General features: G+C 37.3%; 14 protein-coding genes. 6 read left to right on the top strand and 8 right to left on the bottom strand.

Annotated elements, in window-relative coordinates:
* Nucleotides 1–182: 182 nt before the first annotated feature.
* The 6 genes from cas2 to G558_RS0111345 all read right to left on the bottom strand — a co-directional run bounded on the left by cas2 (nucleotide 183) and on the right by G558_RS0111345 (nucleotide 8,016).
* Entirely contained in the window at nucleotides 183–455 is a 273-nt protein-coding gene (gene cas2 / locus G558_RS0111370; protein ID WP_028830242.1) for a CRISPR-associated endonuclease Cas2, read from the bottom strand.
* Nucleotides 442–1,413 (bottom strand): type V CRISPR-associated endonuclease Cas1, encoded by a 972-nt coding sequence (gene cas1, locus G558_RS0111365; protein ID WP_028830241.1) that lies wholly within the window; start codon nucleotides 1,411–1,413, stop codon nucleotides 442–444. The genes cas2 and cas1 overlap by 14 nt, the downstream gene beginning before the upstream one ends.
* A complete protein-coding gene (cas4, locus tag G558_RS13195) occupies nucleotides 1,413–1,973 on the bottom strand; it encodes a type V CRISPR-associated protein Cas4 (protein WP_036931942.1) in 561 nt (186 codons plus the stop codon). The genes cas1 and cas4 overlap by 1 nt, the downstream gene beginning before the upstream one ends.
* Nucleotides 1,974–2,073: 100 nt before the next feature.
* Complete coding sequence (gene cas12a / locus G558_RS0111355) at nucleotides 2,074–5,538, bottom strand: type V CRISPR-associated protein Cas12a/Cpf1 (RefSeq protein ID WP_028830240.1); 3,465 nt, start codon at nucleotides 5,536–5,538, stop codon at nucleotides 2,074–2,076.
* A 477-nt stretch (nucleotides 5,539–6,015) separates the two neighbouring features.
* The gene (locus G558_RS0111350; RefSeq protein WP_028830239.1) at nucleotides 6,016–7,002 is read right to left on the bottom strand and encodes a helix-turn-helix transcriptional regulator; all 987 of its coding nucleotides are present in this window, start codon (nucleotides 7,000–7,002) and stop codon (nucleotides 6,016–6,018) included.
* Between the two features lie 30 nt (nucleotides 7,003–7,032).
* Nucleotides 7,033–8,016, bottom strand: a complete 984-nt coding sequence (locus G558_RS0111345) for a helix-turn-helix domain-containing protein (RefSeq protein ID WP_028830238.1) — start codon at nucleotides 8,014–8,016, stop codon at nucleotides 7,033–7,035.
* Between the two features lie 199 nt (nucleotides 8,017–8,215).
* On the opposite strand from G558_RS0111345, the gene G558_RS0111340 reads away from it, so the two are divergent.
* The 5 genes from G558_RS0111340 to G558_RS0111325 all read left to right on the top strand — a co-directional run bounded on the left by G558_RS0111340 (nucleotide 8,216) and on the right by G558_RS0111325 (nucleotide 14,991).
* Complete coding sequence (locus tag G558_RS0111340) at nucleotides 8,216–9,397, top strand: exonuclease SbcCD subunit D (RefSeq protein WP_028830237.1); 1,182 nt, start codon at nucleotides 8,216–8,218, stop codon at nucleotides 9,395–9,397.
* Entirely contained in the window at nucleotides 9,394–12,534 is a 3,141-nt protein-coding gene (locus G558_RS0111335) for an AAA family ATPase (protein WP_028830236.1), read from the top strand. Before G558_RS0111340 ends, G558_RS0111335 begins: the two co-directional genes overlap by 4 nt.
* A gap of 145 nt (nucleotides 12,535–12,679) precedes the next feature.
* Nucleotides 12,680–13,303 carry an ABC transporter permease gene (locus tag G558_RS14140; RefSeq protein ID WP_169337727.1) on the top strand — a complete coding sequence of 208 codons (624 nt, stop codon included), beginning with the start codon at nucleotides 12,680–12,682 and terminating at the stop codon, nucleotides 13,301–13,303.
* Entirely contained in the window at nucleotides 13,300–14,241 is a 942-nt protein-coding gene (locus G558_RS14135; RefSeq protein ID WP_169337726.1) for a glycine betaine ABC transporter substrate-binding protein, read from the top strand. The genes G558_RS14140 and G558_RS14135 overlap by 4 nt, the downstream gene beginning before the upstream one ends.
* Before the next feature lie 30 nt (nucleotides 14,242–14,271).
* A complete protein-coding gene (locus G558_RS0111325; RefSeq protein WP_242825241.1) occupies nucleotides 14,272–14,991 on the top strand; it encodes an ABC transporter ATP-binding protein in 720 nt (239 codons plus the stop codon).
* Here the strand turns inward: G558_RS0111325 and G558_RS0111320 are convergent.
* Nucleotides 14,975–16,630 carry a methyl-accepting chemotaxis protein gene (locus G558_RS0111320; protein WP_156888564.1) on the bottom strand — a complete coding sequence of 552 codons (1,656 nt, stop codon included), beginning with the start codon at nucleotides 16,628–16,630 and terminating at the stop codon, nucleotides 14,975–14,977. The two genes, G558_RS0111325 and G558_RS0111320, sit on opposite strands and share 17 nt — an antisense overlap.
* A 243-nt stretch (nucleotides 16,631–16,873) precedes the next feature.
* Nucleotides 16,874–17,587: a thioredoxin-dependent peroxiredoxin gene (gene prxU / locus G558_RS14395; RefSeq protein ID WP_242825240.1), complete on the bottom strand. Its 714-nt coding sequence runs from the start codon at nucleotides 17,585–17,587 to the stop codon at nucleotides 16,874–16,876.
* 161 nt (nucleotides 17,588–17,748) lie between these two features.
* Here prxU and G558_RS0111305 point away from each other — a divergent pair, with 161 nt between their 5' ends.
* Entirely contained in the window at nucleotides 17,749–18,168 is a 420-nt protein-coding gene (locus G558_RS0111305; protein WP_028830231.1) for a DUF523 domain-containing protein, read from the top strand.
* The last annotated feature ends 22 nt before the right edge of the window (nucleotides 18,169–18,190 follow it).

The following is an 18,190-nucleotide window of genomic DNA, read 5'->3' as shown; positions in this document are numbered from 1 at the left end:
TCATCTACAACAGTAGAAATTTTAAGGGTCTCTTAGACCCCAATCGAATTTTTTAGGGAAGTATTTTTGTTAATTAGCATTAAAAATGTATTGTTTTTACTGTTTTTACATAATTTGTGCATAATTTGCCCTTCCATTTTCATATTAAGACCCTGGTTTGCAACCTGACTATGAAACCTATTTTATATTACAATTATATCATCTTCATCATGCTTTGCATATCCAAATTTTGTGATGTTGCAACTTTTGCTAGTTTTTATTATGATAACAGAATCACTTTCATCAAATATGGTTTCCCATCGATGTTCTATATCCCACATGATTTTATCAAGCATACCTTCGCTATTTGAAATTTCATATACAGAATATTGCAACATATGCCCATATTTACGGATATATTTATTAAATCTTGTACGGATTTTATTGCTTGAAATATCATAGCTAATCAATATCATTTTTTATCACCTCAACAATCGGCATCTTGTTAATATCATCACTTGTCATAAACCACCTATAATAGCCTTGGATATATCTAAATATACAAATGCTATGTCTGTTAATTTCTCTAGCAAACTCCGTACCATAGTTTATACTGCTCTGATAATTGACCATATACCTGCCTTTTTGACAAATGAAGTTCTCTTCTGATATTTGCCTGAGATTATACATTTTACGAATTTTACAATCAATAATTATTCTAAACGGTTCAACTAAATCACAAATTAAAGATTTTCGATTATAGAATTCCTGATGTAGATTTCCTTTATATGTGTCGAAACCATACATTGAAACTAATGCATCAATATAATTGAATAATACCGTATAGCCTATATCCAATAGCAAATTTGTGATATCTCTTTTAACACGAGGTTGTCGGCCTTTCCAATCTACAATGTTAAATATTCGATTGAAATATACTTTTGCTGCGGTTCCCTCAATACCCATCAAAGTAGACAGATTTCTGATTGGTTCATTCAATTTTAATATACTATTATTTAACAACTCGACTCCGTCATTATTGTTTCGCAGCGATTGTAAGGCTTTCTTTTGATTAAGAATTTTGTTTTTCACGATGATTTGTGATATTTCAAAATCAATATCAGTATTATACTGACGTCTTACAAGCATAGTATTCCCTCTGGATTTATATGGGATGCTCTCATAAAATTTATAACCCCCCGTTAAAAAAACAAATGATATCCCAAATCTTCGCCCACGTTCAATTAAACCAGTTGTAACTGAAAAACCACCAACAATATATATAATAAAAATCCTGTGGCAGGTGTATTGTAATATTATCTTACCCGCTTTATTTTTAATTACAAGATTATCGTTTGAAAAAGTCATTTTTTCGCCTTGATTTGCATGAATCATTACAATTTTTCTTGCTGCAAAGTTTGGTTCACTTAACATTATATTTCTCCCCCATTAACACAAAGCGGCGCATAGATGCATCTATTGCACTTTTCTCTGTTTTCTTGTCGAAAATTTATTAAATCAAAATTTGCAATATTGATTGTCAAATTATTGAATTTCTGGAACATTTCAAAGTCGTCTTCAGGCAATTTGATAGAATAAGATTTATTATCTGAATATGAATACAGCCTTAGATATTTTACATTAAACCCCTGTTCAATCATGCAAAAATACTGAGCATAAAGTTGGAAGACATATCCATCGTATATAGTTGTGATTTTGTTTTTACGCTCCGTTAATGTCCTTGTTTTTTTGTCAAATATATCAATTTTCCCGATGATTTGATATATTTCTGAAAAAACTTCAATACCCTGCAAGATGTCTTTTCGAGTTGAGTATGTAGATTTGTCAACTGATTCATGAACAAACGTCCCACGTATCTGGTCTATCTCCTGATAAACAGAACGGTCTAATTCTTCGTACATCCCATGGTAATATATGCTTGCAGGACAAAAAATAAAATCATTCAGGTTTGAAATTCTTATTAATTGCTCCATCTGGGAAAATTTTCCTTTCTTTCAGCTTCCGAAAAATTACTTGTTCACTGAACTTTGCACTTTAAAATTATATGTGCAAAGTTCAGTGAATGAATAAGTATTATTCCTGTTGATTCTGAATATACTTTAAATAGTCTTCGTTGCTTATTTTTAGTGGATCGCTTATACCGTTCATTATATTTTCAATAGCCATTATTCCTTTGCGCGCAATGTTGTAGGCACCATTGGCATCTGCATCGGCAGGAAGATTTTTAATATTTTCTCTTGAATCGAAATGTGTTCCTGTTTTATCAGTGACAGGAGAGATCATATAATCAATGTCGGTTCCTGTAACAGAGTTTCGAAGCTGTAGCATTAGTTTAAATAAAGACATGAATTTTTTGTATGTTTCTACGTCCTGTGACTTTAACGTTCCGTCTATATTTAAAATTAATTTAAACTCTTCTGTCAAATCATATTCAGCAGAATCCCACTTATTGTTTTTCTGGGGATTTCTAAATGTCTGGATGCGAGTCCCATAACTTGTTAACGTCCATTTAGTTTTACTTATTGAGTAGCGATTATTCCATTTGGAAAAATCAATATCAAATTTAAACTCTCCATTTTCAAAATATATGTTGTCTATTTTCTGAATGAATGATTTGGCCTGCTCCTGATTTTTATACTTCAAATCATCTGCGTACAGAAGGTTTACAAATCCTGTGACGGGATCTATCTTAGAAGTATTCCACGCAGGAATATACAGCACTATTCCAGATTGATTTCCAATCTTATCCAGAGTGGTAATAGGATTTGTAAGCTGGTAACCATGTATATAGGTTTCTGGATCTTTTTTATCAATAATATAATTGAACTTTTTAATCAATGCTGTCTCGAATTTTTGATAAACCTGTTTTTCAACTTTGATTCGTGAGTTTTTGAACCCATAGTTAAGATTTTCCATTACGATTAAGGCATTATATTTTTCTTGCAGCTTTTGTATTTCATTAATTACATGAGAAATATAGCCTTCTTTTAATTCTTTGATAGTTTCAATAGCTTCCCATGATTTACGCTCGTTATCTCTTGTTTTAGATTTTTCTTCCAATTTATTCAAATAATGGGTTTTGTGTTCAACTCCCTTGGTATCAGTATTGATAATTTCGTCCAGATGTTTCTGTTCAACGATTTCACCAGTGGAAACATCAACAACAGTTAAATAAATCAAGTGCCGCTCGCCCCTGTCTATACCTATAATATGTGTAAACTGTCCCAGGTTTTCATTTGTTCGGTTGTTAAGGCTTTTGGAATTCAGTTTCTCAGATTTATAATTTATAACCATTGGCACATGAAAGAAAAACTTATCTTGTGAATATCGCTTATCTTTTATTATAGGATAGTCAAACTTATCTTTTAATTCTGCATGGTGATGACCTTTTTTTATGATATCTTCACAATAATTCAACGATGCTGGTCGATAGAATATCTCAGCCTCTCCAGAAAGCTTGAACATTTTTTCTATCATGTTTTCTTCTGAAAATAGTGATTCAAAATAGATTGTATTCAAGTTTTTAGTACCTTTTGAATCAATAGAAAAGTCTTTTGACCATATCTGAAATACATACAATTTCCCATCATTAATAAGGTTTGAAGTATCAGCAATTTTGTTAAATGAAAGATTGTAATTGCATCTTTCCACATCTTCGAGAAACTCTGTATATGAATTATAATCTTCAGTGTTACGGAGATTGAAGCCAAAAACATCCTGATATTTTTCATCGTGATTAACAAGACCATGTTTGAAGCAATCAATCAATTCATGCAGGAATTCTTTTTCGAAATCAGGACCTTTTTTATGTCTTCCCTCTTTATATTTTTTATCAAATTCAGGTGTCGTAGGATGCTTTGCCTTCCATATTTTTGATAGAAATTGTTTCGGTAACATCTTACTAGGATCTGGATACAGCTTATATTGCATTTTTTCGAATAATCCATTATCCTCCAGTGGGATTATTTTTTCATTTGCAGGTGTGGATTTATTCCATATGCCAAGGAAGTAATCATAATCGCCTCTGTCATTATTAAATTTACGCATTATAATCGTGGAGTTATCTATTTCTTTGTTAGCATCCCACCCTTTGGCCAATGTTGGAGAATCAAAATTCAGCTTGATTTTTTTATCAGAGTATTGTTTCCTGGTGAGATAGTTTCGTGACTTGTTATATACAGAATTGAATTCAAAGTCAAGCTTTTCAGCATTTTTTGATAACCAGGTATAAAATTCAGCACTTGGATTTTTATCTTCGTCAACAATATCAAACAAATCATAGAAACGTTGAATCGATTTAAGTATATCTAACAAATCTTTAATAAGGTTTGTTTTTTCAGATTGTTTTATATTTTTAATATTCATCCAGTTTGTGGCATTAAAATTTTCTTTGCAAACCTGATAATTTTGCTCAAGCTCTTTATATCTCATCTTGATATTTGATGAAACATCGGTATCTGTAAGCAATTCAGAAATATAATTTATGGAGTATACATTAGTCTCCAAATGCTTTTTGCGATCATTTTCGTAAGATTTTTTTCGCTTCCCATCTCCGAAATTGTTGTCATAATCCGAGCAAATAGCATTAACTATTGAAGAATATGAGATACCCGGCAAATTACCAAGTTGTTTGTATTTTATGAAAATATTTTGAATATCTGACATTATAACATCTTGCGAAATCTCAGTCTTATTAATCAAATCACTTATCATTTCAATTAATTCTGTGTCATTTTCAATAGTGTCTAATACAAAAGAGTTGGAAACTCTGTCTGATAATATCATTTTGTATAGCGGAGTCAGTCGAGGAAGTTTAACTTTGTTCTTCTGACAGTATAGATTAATTCCTTCATTAATTCCCTGTATTTTGACATTCTCTGATTTTGATATACCGCCGATGATTTCATTATAGTGTGTTATACCTGACTGTGTAATGAACTCATTATAATTATTAAGTTTATCAATCTGATCAATGCCTTCTAGCTGTGATTTTAATTCTTCTGGCAGTTTTTTTATTTTTTCAATATTATTCAAGTATGTTGTCAGGTTTTCATCTATAATTCGGTATGCCATTGAGCCTGATGATTCTCCCTTGAAAATATGTTTTCGAATTTCAAAAAAATTCACAAAATATGTCGTAAAACCTTTAAATGTAGAGATTACAGGATTTGAAGGATCATTTTTAAATAATGCGTCAATATTTTTATCAGGTTTTAGGTAATTATTAAATATTTCATCGTCAAAAGATAAGATAACTTGCTTTTTTAAATTTGTAGCTGCTTTATCAGTTATTTTTTTATCTTTTGATGTCATGTTTCCAAGATCACATTCACTGAATTCAGTGTACTTTAAGCGTTCTTCGATAGTCTCTTTGAATTTTTCATCGATTATAGCTTGCATACTTCGTCTACTATTTGCCTTAAAGGCATCTTTTTCTAAAAGTCCGGATTTTTTAAAATTTTCCAATGTTTTTCCATAGGGTCTTAATTCAAATCGAAGTGTTTTGTTTATTGGATACAAGTTTTTAAAATTTTCCATAAATACTCCTTCCATGTTCATATTCGAGGTACTAATATATAAGATAATCATAACACATACTGTGTCCAATAAAACGGACAGTGACTGTTTTATTTAAACAAAATACACTCGGTTAAATGTATATACTTGATAATATATTTCACCATTACAATAGCGAAGTACAGGATGCTGACAATCTTTGTCTGGACAGGATAACTCTTTTCTTCCACTAGATTTACGAATCTCTTTTTCAAACTCGTAATTTTTAGATATTTAATTTGCCAGTACTACCTTCACATTCCATGATTCTCCTCCATACCCTATTAAAATAAATCTTTTCAAATAACTATTACATACACAAAAACCAAGCTGCCTGCCAATTACCCCCTGACAGACAGCTTGATTTTTTAGGCTATATTTTTTATAATACCCCACTGATTTATTAGTTCTCTTTCATTATATCAAATCAAGAGTCCAATAAAACGGACAGTGACAACTTTATTCGTACTCGCTCAGCACTTTTTTTATGTATTCTCTGTAGTTTGCAGCTGTATCTTCTGGTGATATTATTTTTATATCTGATCCGAATTTGAACAGCCATGCAAAAAAATTCGTGCTCACCTGCAGCTTTGGTGTTATGCAAAAGTTTTCTTCATCTAGCTTTTCCATTTCTATATCATTGCCAAATTTATCTATTATAGCATTTACAAGTGAGTTTTTGCATTTCAGCCTTACTATGTGTTCTTCCCCTGAGTGCATGCTAAACATTTTGTTTGAATACTGGGCCATATCAAACTGCATGCTCGGTGGGAGCGGATTTCTCTTTTCACTTGTAAGTTCTATGTCTTTCATTCTATCGACTCTGTAATGCACGAAGTTCCCATATTTGTTACTGTAGGTCACGAGATAATATTTATCATCTTCCCAGAGCATTCCGTAAGGGCTTTCGTTATATGTATGTTTATTTTTGCGGTATATCTTTTCTTTGTTTGTATTATAGTCGAAATACTTGAATGTTACTTTCTTATCGTTTGCGATTGCGCTGTGCAATGTATCTACATTATAATAGATACTTTCGTTTACGGTTTTTACTCTGCTGTCTATATATACCTGACGCCTGAGCTGTTTTGCCTGTTCTCTTCCTGCAAGCTTTTCGAGCTTTATTATCAGCTCTCTGCTTTTTTTGTGTGTTATAAATTTGGAGCACTGGACTGCATCGACAAGCAGTTTGAGCTCTGCCAGTTCGAAAGGCCGACTCGCTACAAAATACTGGGTAGTCCTGGACTTGCGAGCGGCTATGTCTATTCCTACCATTTTGAGCATTTCAATGTCGCTGTATACGGTTTTTCTTTCTGCTGATACCCCATAGTTTGCAAGCTCTGCCTGTATTTCACTCACAGTCAGAGCATTTTCTTCGTCTGTTTGCTCAAGTAAAATTTTTGCAATATAGATCAGCTTTAGCTTCTGATTCGGTTTTTTTGCCATATTTAGTTCCCCCTACAATAATTATAGGGCTCATTTGGTTTTTTTGCAATTAAATATTAAAGAAACTGCTGCAAAAAGCACTCCTGCAACTGGCCAGATGATCCAGGTCCTGTCCCAGGCATTTGAATAGAAACTCATGAAAAGGTAGATTGCTGTAGCGAGCAGCCAGTATATGCCGGCAACGCTTCCAAAGGCTTTGGCTTTTTCCTTGCCTTCCGGAGTAAATTCCTCTTCCTGAAGGAGCATTTTGTAGCTTGACCATATCGTCCCTGAAAGCACCATGTGATACACTCCAACTGCTACCATCAGAAGGGTTATACTGAGCCCTATAGAAATATAGAGGTCATTTTCCGTGTTGAGCGATGTCACTATTATCGGAAGCGCTGAAAGGATGCAGAGCGTGATCCCTATTATGTTGTTCTTTCCGTAAGTCTCCTTGAAGGCTTCTCTTTTGGCCTTTACCATTCCTGTAACGCCATATTCTGTCTCTATAGGTTCTGTCCTCAGATATTCATAGTCCTGGGTGAGGTTTCCTGTCTTTATAAATATTACTACCGCTGAAGCTATGATAAGAAAAAATATCGTCATTGAAGCGGAGACGGCGCTTTTTTCGCTTATGGAGAGCAGTCCTGACACATAGCTGTTTGTTATCAGAAACAGCACGGTCGGCGCCATGATGCACATTGCGACTCCAAGGGCGATGGATGGAGCGCTGTTTTTCTTTATTTCCAGAAAACGATTTGCCTCTTCCATGGATATGTGCCTTGGCTGGGATCTGTCTTCGTTAAGCTGAGTCTCTGTGTATTCTTCATGCTCTATGCTGTCTTTGAGAAGAAAATCTGTGGTTACTCCAAATATCTCGCTGAGTTGAAGTATTTTATCCATTGCAGGAATTGACTGTGCTCCTTCCCATTTTGATATTGACTGTCTTGATACATTTAGTTTCTCGGCGAGTTCTTCTTGAGACCAGGCATTTTTCTTTCTTAAAAGTATAATTTTATCCGCAAGTATCATATTTTTCACTCCTTTTATATATATATTACCCTCTTTTGTGGTTGCGTACTAGCATTTTGACTTGATAATTTGTCAACTGGTGGTTGCAACTGACTGAATAAGCTCGCTTGACAATGGTTTTTGCAAGATATATACTTAAAATCAGTATTTGATTTAATTGACATTTTTATGTGTCTTTATATAGAAAGGGCGTGTTTTTTTGAAAATATTTCATCTTAGCGACCTGCATCTGGGGAAGATGGTGAATGGATTTTCGATGATAGAGGACCAGGCTCACGTGATTGAGCAACTCTACATTCATATCGAAAATGAAAAACCTGACGTAATATTATTTGCCGGGGATCTTTATGATCGGTCTGTTCCTCCTGTTCAGGCGGTTGAACTTTTAAACTCCATGCTTTACAAGATTATAAAGGAACTTAAAACTCCTGTGGTAGCTATTTCGGGAAATCATGACAGCGGTGAAAGAATTGGTTTTGCGAGCACGCTTCTTAAGGACAGTGACCTCTACATAGCGGGTGTTCTTAAAAAATCCGTCTCCAAAATAAGTCTTGCTGATGAATTTGGGCCTGTGCATTTTTATCCTGTTCCTTTTGCTGATCCTGCTCTTGTAAGAGAAGTATTTGGTGATGTTTCCATACGTACTCATGACATGGCTATGAAAGCTATTGTTGAATCTGTTTCAAATGATATAAATAAATCTGAAAGAAACGTTGCTTTGGCTCACGGATTTATTACTTCTATGGGTGCAGACGGTGAGGATGAGCTGGTTCTTGAAACAAGTGAATCTGAAAAACCGCTTTCTATTGGGGGCACTGATCATATATCTGCTTCTCATTTTGGTATATTTGATTATACTGCGCTTGGCCATCTGCATGGTCCTCAAAAATCTGGCAGCGAAAACATCAGATACTCGGGCTCTCTTATAAAATATTCTTTTTCTGAAGCAAGGCAAAAAAAAGGTATAACTGTAGTTGAGATTATGGAAAAAGGAAATGTCACTTCTAGTTTTATACCGTTTTCTCTAAAGAGAGATTTTAGGGTGATAACAGGTGAGCTCGATGAGCTGATTGCTGCGGCGCTTAAGGAAAAGGACGGCAGAGAAGACTATATTAAGGCTATACTGACTGACACGGGTGAACTGCTGGACCCTATGGCAAAACTCAGGAGCGTTTACCCTAATGCAATGGAGCTTGTCAGAAAGGACCGTATGAGAAATCCTTCCAGCTTGATTGGGTCTTCTGTAAGTGTTCGCCAAAAATCCAAGCTCGATCTGTTTGAGTCGTTTTATGAAGATGTTACTGGAGAAAAATGTCTGCCAGAAGGCATCGATATAATACGCACTCTTGTTGAAAAAATTGAGGAGGATCTGGACATATGAAGCTGAAAAAACTTGTAATTAGTGGGTTTGGACCATACGCTCAGACTCAGGAGCTGGATTTTGAGTATCATCTTGGAGACAGGACTATGTTTGTAATATCGGGAAATACCGGCGCTGGCAAGACTACTATATTTGATGCCATTAATTTTGCGCTTTTTGGAAATGCAAGCGGAAGTGAACGTGACGGAAAATCTCTGAGGAGTGATTTCGCTACTCCTGAAACTGACACCTGGGTGGAGCTATATTTTTCACTGAGGGAAAAAGATTATTATGTAAAGCGATCTCCTCAATATGAAAGACCTAAAAAACGCGGCGAAGGAACTACTAAGACATCGGCTTCTGCTGAAATGAAGTTTTTGACTGATGACAAAATAATCACGGGATACAGCGAAGTTACTGGTGAGGTAGAAAATATACTTGGTATAAATTCAAGCCAGTTCAAGCAGCTGGTGATGATACCTCAGGGTGAATTCAAGAGGCTGCTTAGTGCTGACAGCAAGGAAAAGGAAGCAATATTCAGGAAGATATTTGGCACTGAGGCTTTTGAAAAGATTCAAAAAAGCATAGTGGACAGATCAAACACTCTCAAACGCACTATAGAAGACGCTTCTCTCTCGAAAAAGAGTATTATAAAAAGGTTCAGGCCCTCCAGTGAAGACGAAGAGCTCAGCAAGCTTATGTCTACGGAAATGCCCGCAACAGAGCCTCTGCTGAGAAGCTTTAATTCTCATCTGGATGCAGATAAAAAATCAAGAGACCTGCTGGACAAGCGCCTTGAAGATATAAAAAATCAGTATGATTCCATAGCCGCCGAGATAATAAAAGGTGAGGAAATAAATAAAAAACTTCTTGAACTTGAGAAAAATAATCAAGCATATCAGGAGCTGCTTTCTATGACTGAAGAAAATGATAAACAAAACGCCCAAATAACGCTTGCAAAAAAAGCACAGGATGTCTGGCCCTTTGAGGAAAAATGGCTTGAAAAAAAGACAAGGTTTGGCAAGAGCTCGGACGAGCTGAATCTATGCGAAGAAAAAGCTACAGGCCTTTTTGCATCGCTTAAATCGGCTGAAGAAAATCTTAAAACACAAAAAGAACGCCAAAATGAAAAACAAATACTCCTTAAGAATCTGGACAAACTAGCTAAGCTAAAGGAAAAAACTGCTGATTATGAGGAGAAAAAAGCCAGTTCTACAAAGCTGAAATCTCAACTAAAGGCGTCGGATGAAGCACTTTCACAGATAGTTTTAACTATGAAATCCAATGCTCAAAATATTATTGAATGTGACAAAAAACTTGAAAATATAGCTGAAATGAATGTCGAAAATTTACGTCATGGGGCTCAGCTTAGTACTTACAGAGAAAGTGCAAAAAAGGCTATGCAGCTGACAAAATCTATTGAGCAGTATAGCAAAACTCTATCCGATCACAGTAAAAAAGCCCTTGACTATAAAAAGGCCGACGAAAAATTTAAGGAGCTGCAAAAGGATTATGAATCCAAAGAAGATGCCTTCAGAAGAAATCAGGCGGGCCTGCTTGCCGCTTCTCTTATTGATGGCGGGACATGTCCTGTGTGTGGTTCACTGGACCACCCTTCCCCTGCAGCACTTGAATCTGCTGATATAAGCGAGGAATCCCTTAAACTTGCCAAAACTCTCTGCGACGAACACAGAGTAAAAAGAGACAGTGCTTATGAAGTAGCCAAAGAGCTCATGAATGATCTGAATTCTGCAAAGAAAAACAGTATCCTCCCCCTTCTTGAAGAACTGCTCGATATCGGTGATTTTGAAAGCATTGATGAGATTTTCATTCCAGCTTCTAATTTTAAAGATGAGATAGTAAAAAAGGGTAAAGACCTAAAAACTGTAATTGATGCCAACGCCAAAATAATAGAAGAAGGCGGCAAAATCAAGAAACTGAAAGAAGATGCAGAAACCGGGAACAAGAAGCTTGAAACCGATAAAGAAGAACTTCTTCTCAAAAAAAGTAAGGATGAGATAAGGCTCTCTGCAATAGAAGAAAACCTCAGTTCGACAGAAAAAGAATTTGAAGGCAACATAAGGTCTGGATCCGAGCTTGAAACTGAAGAAAAACAGGTGAACGCAAAAATCACTGAGATGGAAGATCTTATGCGAACCGCTGAAGAGTTTTTTACGGCGGCGAAGGCAAAGCTCGATACTGAAAATGGTAAGATACTTGCGATAAAGGCTGAAATCAAGTCCCTTGAAGTGGAAATCAATGATACTTACATTGGATTTTTAGATGCTCTTAAAACAGCCGATTTTGCGGACATGGATGTATACCGCTCAAACCTTGTAGAAAAGACCGAGATAAATCGCCTCGAAAAACTCGTGCAGGAATTTAAAGAGAATCTAAGATTTGCAGAGTCAGCCTATAAGAAGTCTCTTGAAGAAACTGAGGGTCTTAAAAAGACTGACCTTGATGATGTAAAACTCAAGCAACTTGAAATAAAGGACATTCAGACAGATACTGAAAACAAAATAAAGGATGTCCACTCAAGGGTTGAGAACAATAAAGATGTCATAAAAGAACTTGAACGTGAATCACAAAAACTGCTCAAACTGGAGGCGGAATACCGCACTGTGGGCGATCTGGCCAAGGTTATAAAGGGCGATAACTCTTCAAGGATGAGTTTTGAGAGGTATGTACTTGCCTCCTATTACGAAGATATAATCGCAGCTGCAAACCTGAGATTTAGCAGGATGTCTCTTGGCAGATTTGAACTTTGTAGAAAACAAGAAGTCGGAGATGCCCGAAAAGGCAGCGGTCTGGATCTCGAGGTATTTGACAACTACACCGGCAAGGCCAGAGATGTAAAGACGCTTTCAGGCGGTGAAAGTTTTAAGGCTTCACTTTCTATGGCGCTGGGCTTGGCTGACATTGTACAATCCCACGCAGGTGGAATACAGCTCGATACGATGTTTATAGATGAAGGATTTGGAACACTGGACCCTGAATCGCTTGATAAAGCAATAGAAGCCCTGGTTGAGCTCCAAAGTGATGGACGAATGGTGGGGATTATATCTCACGTTCCAGAGCTGAAAGAAAGAATAGAAGCAAGGCTTGAGGTAAGCACTACCGCAAGCGGAAGCCGCGCTGAATTTATAGTAAATTAAAAACAAGAAACCTCTCTTTAAATTGATTCCACGTAATTCAAATAGAAATTTATTTGAACTGCGTGGAATTTTACCTATTAATGGGTAAAATATATTAATAGTGTGAATACTTTTTTGAACATTTGACTAAGGCGGTGGATTCTAAATGATAGCTGATGTTGCAAATCTGATATTTGAAAGAAGAAATTTTTTTATAGAATTAATTATAGAACACTTGGGCATATCTTCTATATCTATACTCATTGCAGGAATATTAGGTCTCTTTCTTGGCATTTTGATAAGCGAAAAAAAGAGTCTATCCCCATTTGTGCTCGGATTTACAAGTGTGATCTATACAATCCCAGCTATTTCAATGTTAGGATTTTTAATCCCCGTTTCAGGCATAGGCAATACCACGGCTATAATAGCACTGACCATATATGCCCTGCTTCCTATGGTGAGAAATACCTACACTGGCATCAGAACCATTGACAAAGACGTTCTTGAAGCCGCCAAAGGAATGGGCAGTACAGATTTTGAAATCCTCTACAAGATAAAAATGCCTCTTGCCATACCTGTAATACTCACCGGACTGAGAAGCATGGTTGTCATGACTATTTCACTTGCCGGTATAGCTTCTTTTATTGGAGCAGGAGGTCTGGGAGTTGCCATATACAGGGGGATTACTACCAACAATTCCACCCTTACAATTGCAGGAAGCTTGCTAATTGCCTTGATCGCAATTGTAACAGACGGCATTTTTGCTTACTTTGAAAGGAGAATCACATGAAAAATAATATTTTAAACAAAAAAGGAATTGGTAAACCGGCTGTGATTATATCGCTTGTGCTTGTAGCTCTTATTGTTACATCTGTGTTTGCATTCATGTCCATATCCCAAAAAAATAAAGACAATGTAATTAAAATAGCCACAAAACCCATGACAGAACAGTTTATACTTGGGGAAATGCTGGCAATGCTGATTGAAGATAAAACAGATCTCAGCGTCGAACTGACCAAGGGAATCGGCGGAGGAACTGCTAATATTCAACCCGCTATCTTGAGCGGAGAATTTGATATGTACCCTGAATATACTGGTACTGGATGGCTTTATGTACTTAAAAAAACGGACATTCCAGATGACCAGACACTCTACAAAGAACTTGTTAAGGACTACCAGGACGAATTTGGCCTTGAATGGCTGGGACTCTACGGCTTTAATAACACCTATGGCCTTATTGTAAGAAATGATATTGCACAAGAGTTTGACCTTTCTACTTACTCTGACCTGGCCAAAGTCTCAAAAGACCTTACATTTGGCGCTGAATATGATTTCTTTGAAAGAGAAGATGGCTATGATGCGCTTGATAGTGAGTATGGATTTAACTTCAAAAAAACTGTAGACCTGGATATTGGCCTTAAGTATGATGCCATAAACAAAAAGCAGATTGACGCCATGAACATATTTACAACAGACGGACAACTCAGCGTTTCTGATGTCAAAGTGCTTGAAGATGACAAAGCCTTTTATGAAAACTACTACTGCGGGACTGTTGTAAGAAAAACCACTCTTGAAATGCATCCAGAACTAAGAGATGTTTTGATGCTTATGGATAATCTTATAAATGAAGATGAGATGGCAAAGATGAATTATCTTGTTGAGAGTGAAAATGCTGATGAAAAGACCGTTGCCAGAGAATTCCTTGTTTCAAAAGGACTGATTGAATAATTTTCTCCTTATGTAGAAATGGAAGTCGCTATGATTAGATTGGAAAATGTAACAAAAAAATATGAGAATGAAACAGTTTTAAAGAATTTCAATTTAGAAATTCCCGAGGGCGAATTTGTCACTGTCATTGGAAGTTCAGGCTGTGGAAAGACCACTTTGCTCAAACTCGTAAATGGCCTGCTTGCTCCCGATGAAGGAAAAATATATGTGGATAACCAGGATATAAGCCTGCTTGATCAGAACAGGCTGCGAAGGCATATAGGATATGTTATCCAGAGCATTGGCCTTTTCCCTCACATGACCATATTTGAGAACATAGCTTATGTTCCCAGTCTCCTGAAAACCCCAAAGGCGGAGATATCTGCGAGAGTCGAGGAACTTATATACATGCTGGATCTTGAAAAAGAAATCCTCCGCAAATACCCTGACGAACTTAGCGGAGGGCAGAAGCAGAGGATCGGGATTGCAAGAGCGCTCGCCGCCCGTCCCGGCATAATGCTGATGGACGAGCCTTTTGGAGCAGTTGATGAAATAACGAGAAAGGTGCTCCAAGAAGAGATCATAAAGATCCAGAAACAGCTGGGCATAACCATTCTCTTTGTAACTCATGATATCAGGGAGGCTCTAAGGCTTGGACACAAGGTATTGGTCATGGACAAGGGCCGCATAGAGCAGTTTGACCGTCCTGATATCATAAGGGATTTTCCTGTAAATGATTTTGTAAGAAATCTAGTCAGTTCTTCAGTCTGAACTGGGCTATGAGGTCGTTGAGTATGTCAGTCTGAGTCGAAAGCTCCTCTGATGTGGCAGCGGCCTCTTCGCTTGATGATGCCATAGTCTGGATAAGGCCTGCGATTTCTTCGATGTCTTTGTTTATTTCGCTGACTGCCTCGGTCTGTTTTGAAGATGCCTTTGCGACCTGATTTATAGTCTCAAGCACGGTGCCGCTTTTCTGTGATATCTCCTCTATTACCTCTCTCGTGGATCTTGCGTAATGATCGCCCTTCTCCGCTGCGGAGGTCGAATTTTCTATCAGGCTGACCGTTATATTTACCGCCTCTGCTGTTTTGACTGCGAGGTTTCTGACTTCGTCCGCAACTACCGAGAATCCTTTTCCTGCGGTGCCTGCCCTTGCCGCCTCAATAGCTGCATTGAGCGCGAGTATATTGGTCTGGAACGCTATTTCTTCAATAGTCTTAACAATCTTCTTTATTTCTTGTGAGGTATCGTTTATCTCGTCCATCGCAGATGAAAGGTTGGCCATCTCATGGTTTCCCCTGTCCATGAACTGCACGGTCTCATCAAAAAGCACTGCCGCCTGGCTCAGGCTGCTGTTGTTGTTTTCGGCGTCTGCAGATATTTCAGATGTAAGGCCGATAAGATTATCCACGAGCTCCGTCTGTGAGCTTGTGCCTGAAGCTACCATCTGAGATGTCATCGATACCTGTCCCGCTCCCATGTTCACGTTTTCAGAGGCCATGCTTACATTGCTGAGAGTCTGTGATATGTTGCCTGCAAAACCGTTTATGGAGTTCTTTATAGCTGCAAAATCTCCTGTGAAGTCCCGGTCAAGCTCTACGTCAAAATTGCCCTGCTCCATCTGTGACATGATGCTGTCGATGTCTTTTACATAGCTTCCTATATTTTTCACTGCTCTGCTGAGCGAGTTTATCATGTATCCGAATTCATTTTCCCTGTCTGAGCTTATGTCGATTGAGAGATTCCCTTTTTCAAGTTCGAATATGGCATTTGTCACGTCAAGGACAGGATCTATGGCTTCTCTTGTTATCTTTCGTGCTACTGCTGCAACCGCTATCAGAATAAGAATTATCACGCCTGCAGCGGTTGCTATGGTCCATAAAATATCTTTTTCAAGTTTTTCGCCGTAATGTGATGCCATGCCCTCGTATTCCTGAGATATCAAGTTCAGGCTCTCTACTATGCTGTCAACTGTCGGAACCATTTCCCCTACATATATGCTGTATGCAGCTTCTCGGTCCGTCTCAATAAGCTCTATTATATCCCCGCCTTTGTGATGTATCATCTCATGCAGAGGTATTATTTTCATGAGCTGAGCCTTTATCTCTTCATTTTCAATCTGATCTATATCCTGAGAATCAAGCCATTGTCCGAACAGACATGCTGAAGGATCGAGCTTTCCAGTAAACTCTGAGCCTGTGTTTATGGATATATTGAGATTGTCTATCCATTCAAGGTGCCCTGTGGCGCTTTTGAGGGTGGTTACGCTGGATTCCATGAGAACTTTCTGTTCTTTGTTCAGTCTGTAAATGTCATATATCCCGTATACGACTATCGATCCTCCCAGTATTATCGCCGCGAGTATAACTGCAAAATATATTCCGAGCTGTTTTTTTAGTGAATTGTTCATAAAATTCCCAATAAGAAGCTTTGCTTCTTCCCTTTCTTCTGTCAATCTGTTTTTTATAAGCAACTTTATTTCAATTGAGTCAAACTATATTCATGTTTCTAAATATATGATAATACATTTTAAGGAAAAAATCAAGTTATTAATAACATTTACTGATAAGTGTTTTATATTTATTAAAAAAAAATCAAAAAAAGGAGGGCTTCCGCCCTCCATAAGTCTATACTATAATACTATATCAAATTTCTATTCGTCTTTTGTTGTCCACTCTTTCCATACGTTTCCTACAAGACCTGGTCCCGGCTTTAGAGTTTTCTTTCCTGGCTGCCAGCCTGAAGGTGTCACTTCGGTTCCGCCTGCATTTCTAACCAGCTGGAATGCCTTGATCTGCCTTAGCGTCTCTTCTACGTTACGTCCTACAGGAGGCGTAAGTACTTCATATCCCTGTACGTTTCCATCTGGATCTATGATAAATCTGCCTCGCATCTCAACTCCGGCATCCTCATCATATACGCCGTACATCTTTCCTACTGCTCCGCCTGAATCTGAAAGCATAGGGAATGTAACTCCCTTGTCTGTCATTTTTGAGATTTCATGATCATTCCACATCTTATGAACGAAAACACTGTCTACGCTCACTGAAAGAACTTCTACCCCAAGCTCCCTGAATTTTTCTATCTTGTCTGCAACTGCAGCTATTTCTGTAGCTCAGACAAATGTAAAGTCGCCTGGATAAAAACACAGAACTACCCATTTTCCCTTGAATTCTGATAGTGAAAACGTCTTAAATACTCCCTCGTGATATGCCGGTAATTCGAAATCTGGTGCCGGTGCTCCTACTTTTATCATTCTCTGCTCCTCCCTGAATGGTTCATTTGCGGTTGTTGTTTCAGATACTGCTTCGGGCTTTATAGCCTTTGGTTTTGGTCTCTGACAACCTGCCTTGAATTCTTCTGCCATTACCCCACCTCCTGTTAAAATTTAAATGCGCATTTATTTATGGCATATACTTATAATACCCATAGAAATTTTTTATAAAACAATTTTTCCTTTATTTTTTTTAACGCTTACTGTATAATTATATTATTAAACGATGCATATAATGGAAAAGAGGAAAAGTTTTGGTTAACATTTTGGTTAGTGCCTGTCTGCTTGGTCTTAATTGCAAATATTCCGGAGGCAACAATATAAATGAAAGAATAGTTGAACTAAAAAACAGATACAACCTTATTCCTGTTTGTCCTGAACAACTTGGAGGTCTGGCTACTCCAAGAAATCCGGCAGAAATCTGCAAGGGACTTATACTTGACTCCCAAGGCAAGGATGTAACTGAGTATTTTAAAAAAGGTGCCATGGAAACTCTTGCACTTGCAAGGCTATTTAACTGCCCTATAGCTATCCTTAAATCAAAAAGTCCCTCGTGCGGGATTAACAGAGTTTATGACGGAACTTTTGAAGGAAGACTGATTTCTGGCATGGGAATGACTGCAAGGCTTTTGAAAGAGTCTGGAATTACGGTAATGTGTGATGAAGATATTTGAGATGTGCAAAATATTTAACTGC

The sequence above is a fragment of the Proteocatella sphenisci DSM 23131 genome, from assembly GCF_000423525.1.
GTDB lineage: Bacteria > Bacillota > Clostridia > Peptostreptococcales > Filifactoraceae > Proteocatella > Proteocatella sphenisci.
This window is presented reverse-complemented; position numbering and strand designations above follow the sequence as displayed.

What these genes read in the sequence shown, in the direction of transcription:
- cas2 (WP_028830242.1), bottom strand. Translation starts at nt 455, where the DNA reads ATGATATTGATTAGCTATGATATTTCAAGCAATAAAATCCGTACAAGA.
- cas1 (WP_028830241.1), bottom strand. Translation starts at nt 1,413, where the DNA reads ATGTTAAGTGAACCAAACTTTGCAGCAAGAAAAATTGTAATGATTCAT.
- cas4 (WP_036931942.1), bottom strand. Translation starts at nt 1,973, where the DNA reads ATGGAGCAATTAATAAGAATTTCAAACCTGAATGATTTTATTTTTTGT.
- cas12a (WP_028830240.1), bottom strand. Translation starts at nt 5,538, where the DNA reads ATGGAAAATTTTAAAAACTTGTATCCAATAAACAAAACACTTCGATTT.
- G558_RS0111350 (WP_028830239.1), bottom strand. Translation starts at nt 7,002, where the DNA reads ATGGCAAAAAAACCGAATCAGAAGCTAAAGCTGATCTATATTGCAAAA.
- G558_RS0111345 (WP_028830238.1), bottom strand. Translation starts at nt 8,016, where the DNA reads ATGATACTTGCGGATAAAATTATACTTTTAAGAAAGAAAAATGCCTGG.
- G558_RS0111335 (WP_028830236.1), top strand. Translation starts at nt 9,394, where the DNA reads ATGAAGCTGAAAAAACTTGTAATTAGTGGGTTTGGACCATACGCTCAG.
- G558_RS14140 (WP_169337727.1), top strand. Translation starts at nt 12,680, where the DNA reads ATGATAGCTGATGTTGCAAATCTGATATTTGAAAGAAGAAATTTTTTT.
- G558_RS14135 (WP_169337726.1), top strand. Translation starts at nt 13,300, where the DNA reads ATGAAAAATAATATTTTAAACAAAAAAGGAATTGGTAAACCGGCTGTG.
- G558_RS0111325 (WP_242825241.1), top strand. Translation starts at nt 14,272, where the DNA reads ATGATTAGATTGGAAAATGTAACAAAAAAATATGAGAATGAAACAGTT.
- G558_RS0111320 (WP_156888564.1), bottom strand. Translation starts at nt 16,630, where the DNA reads ATGAACAATTCACTAAAAAAACAGCTCGGAATATATTTTGCAGTTATA.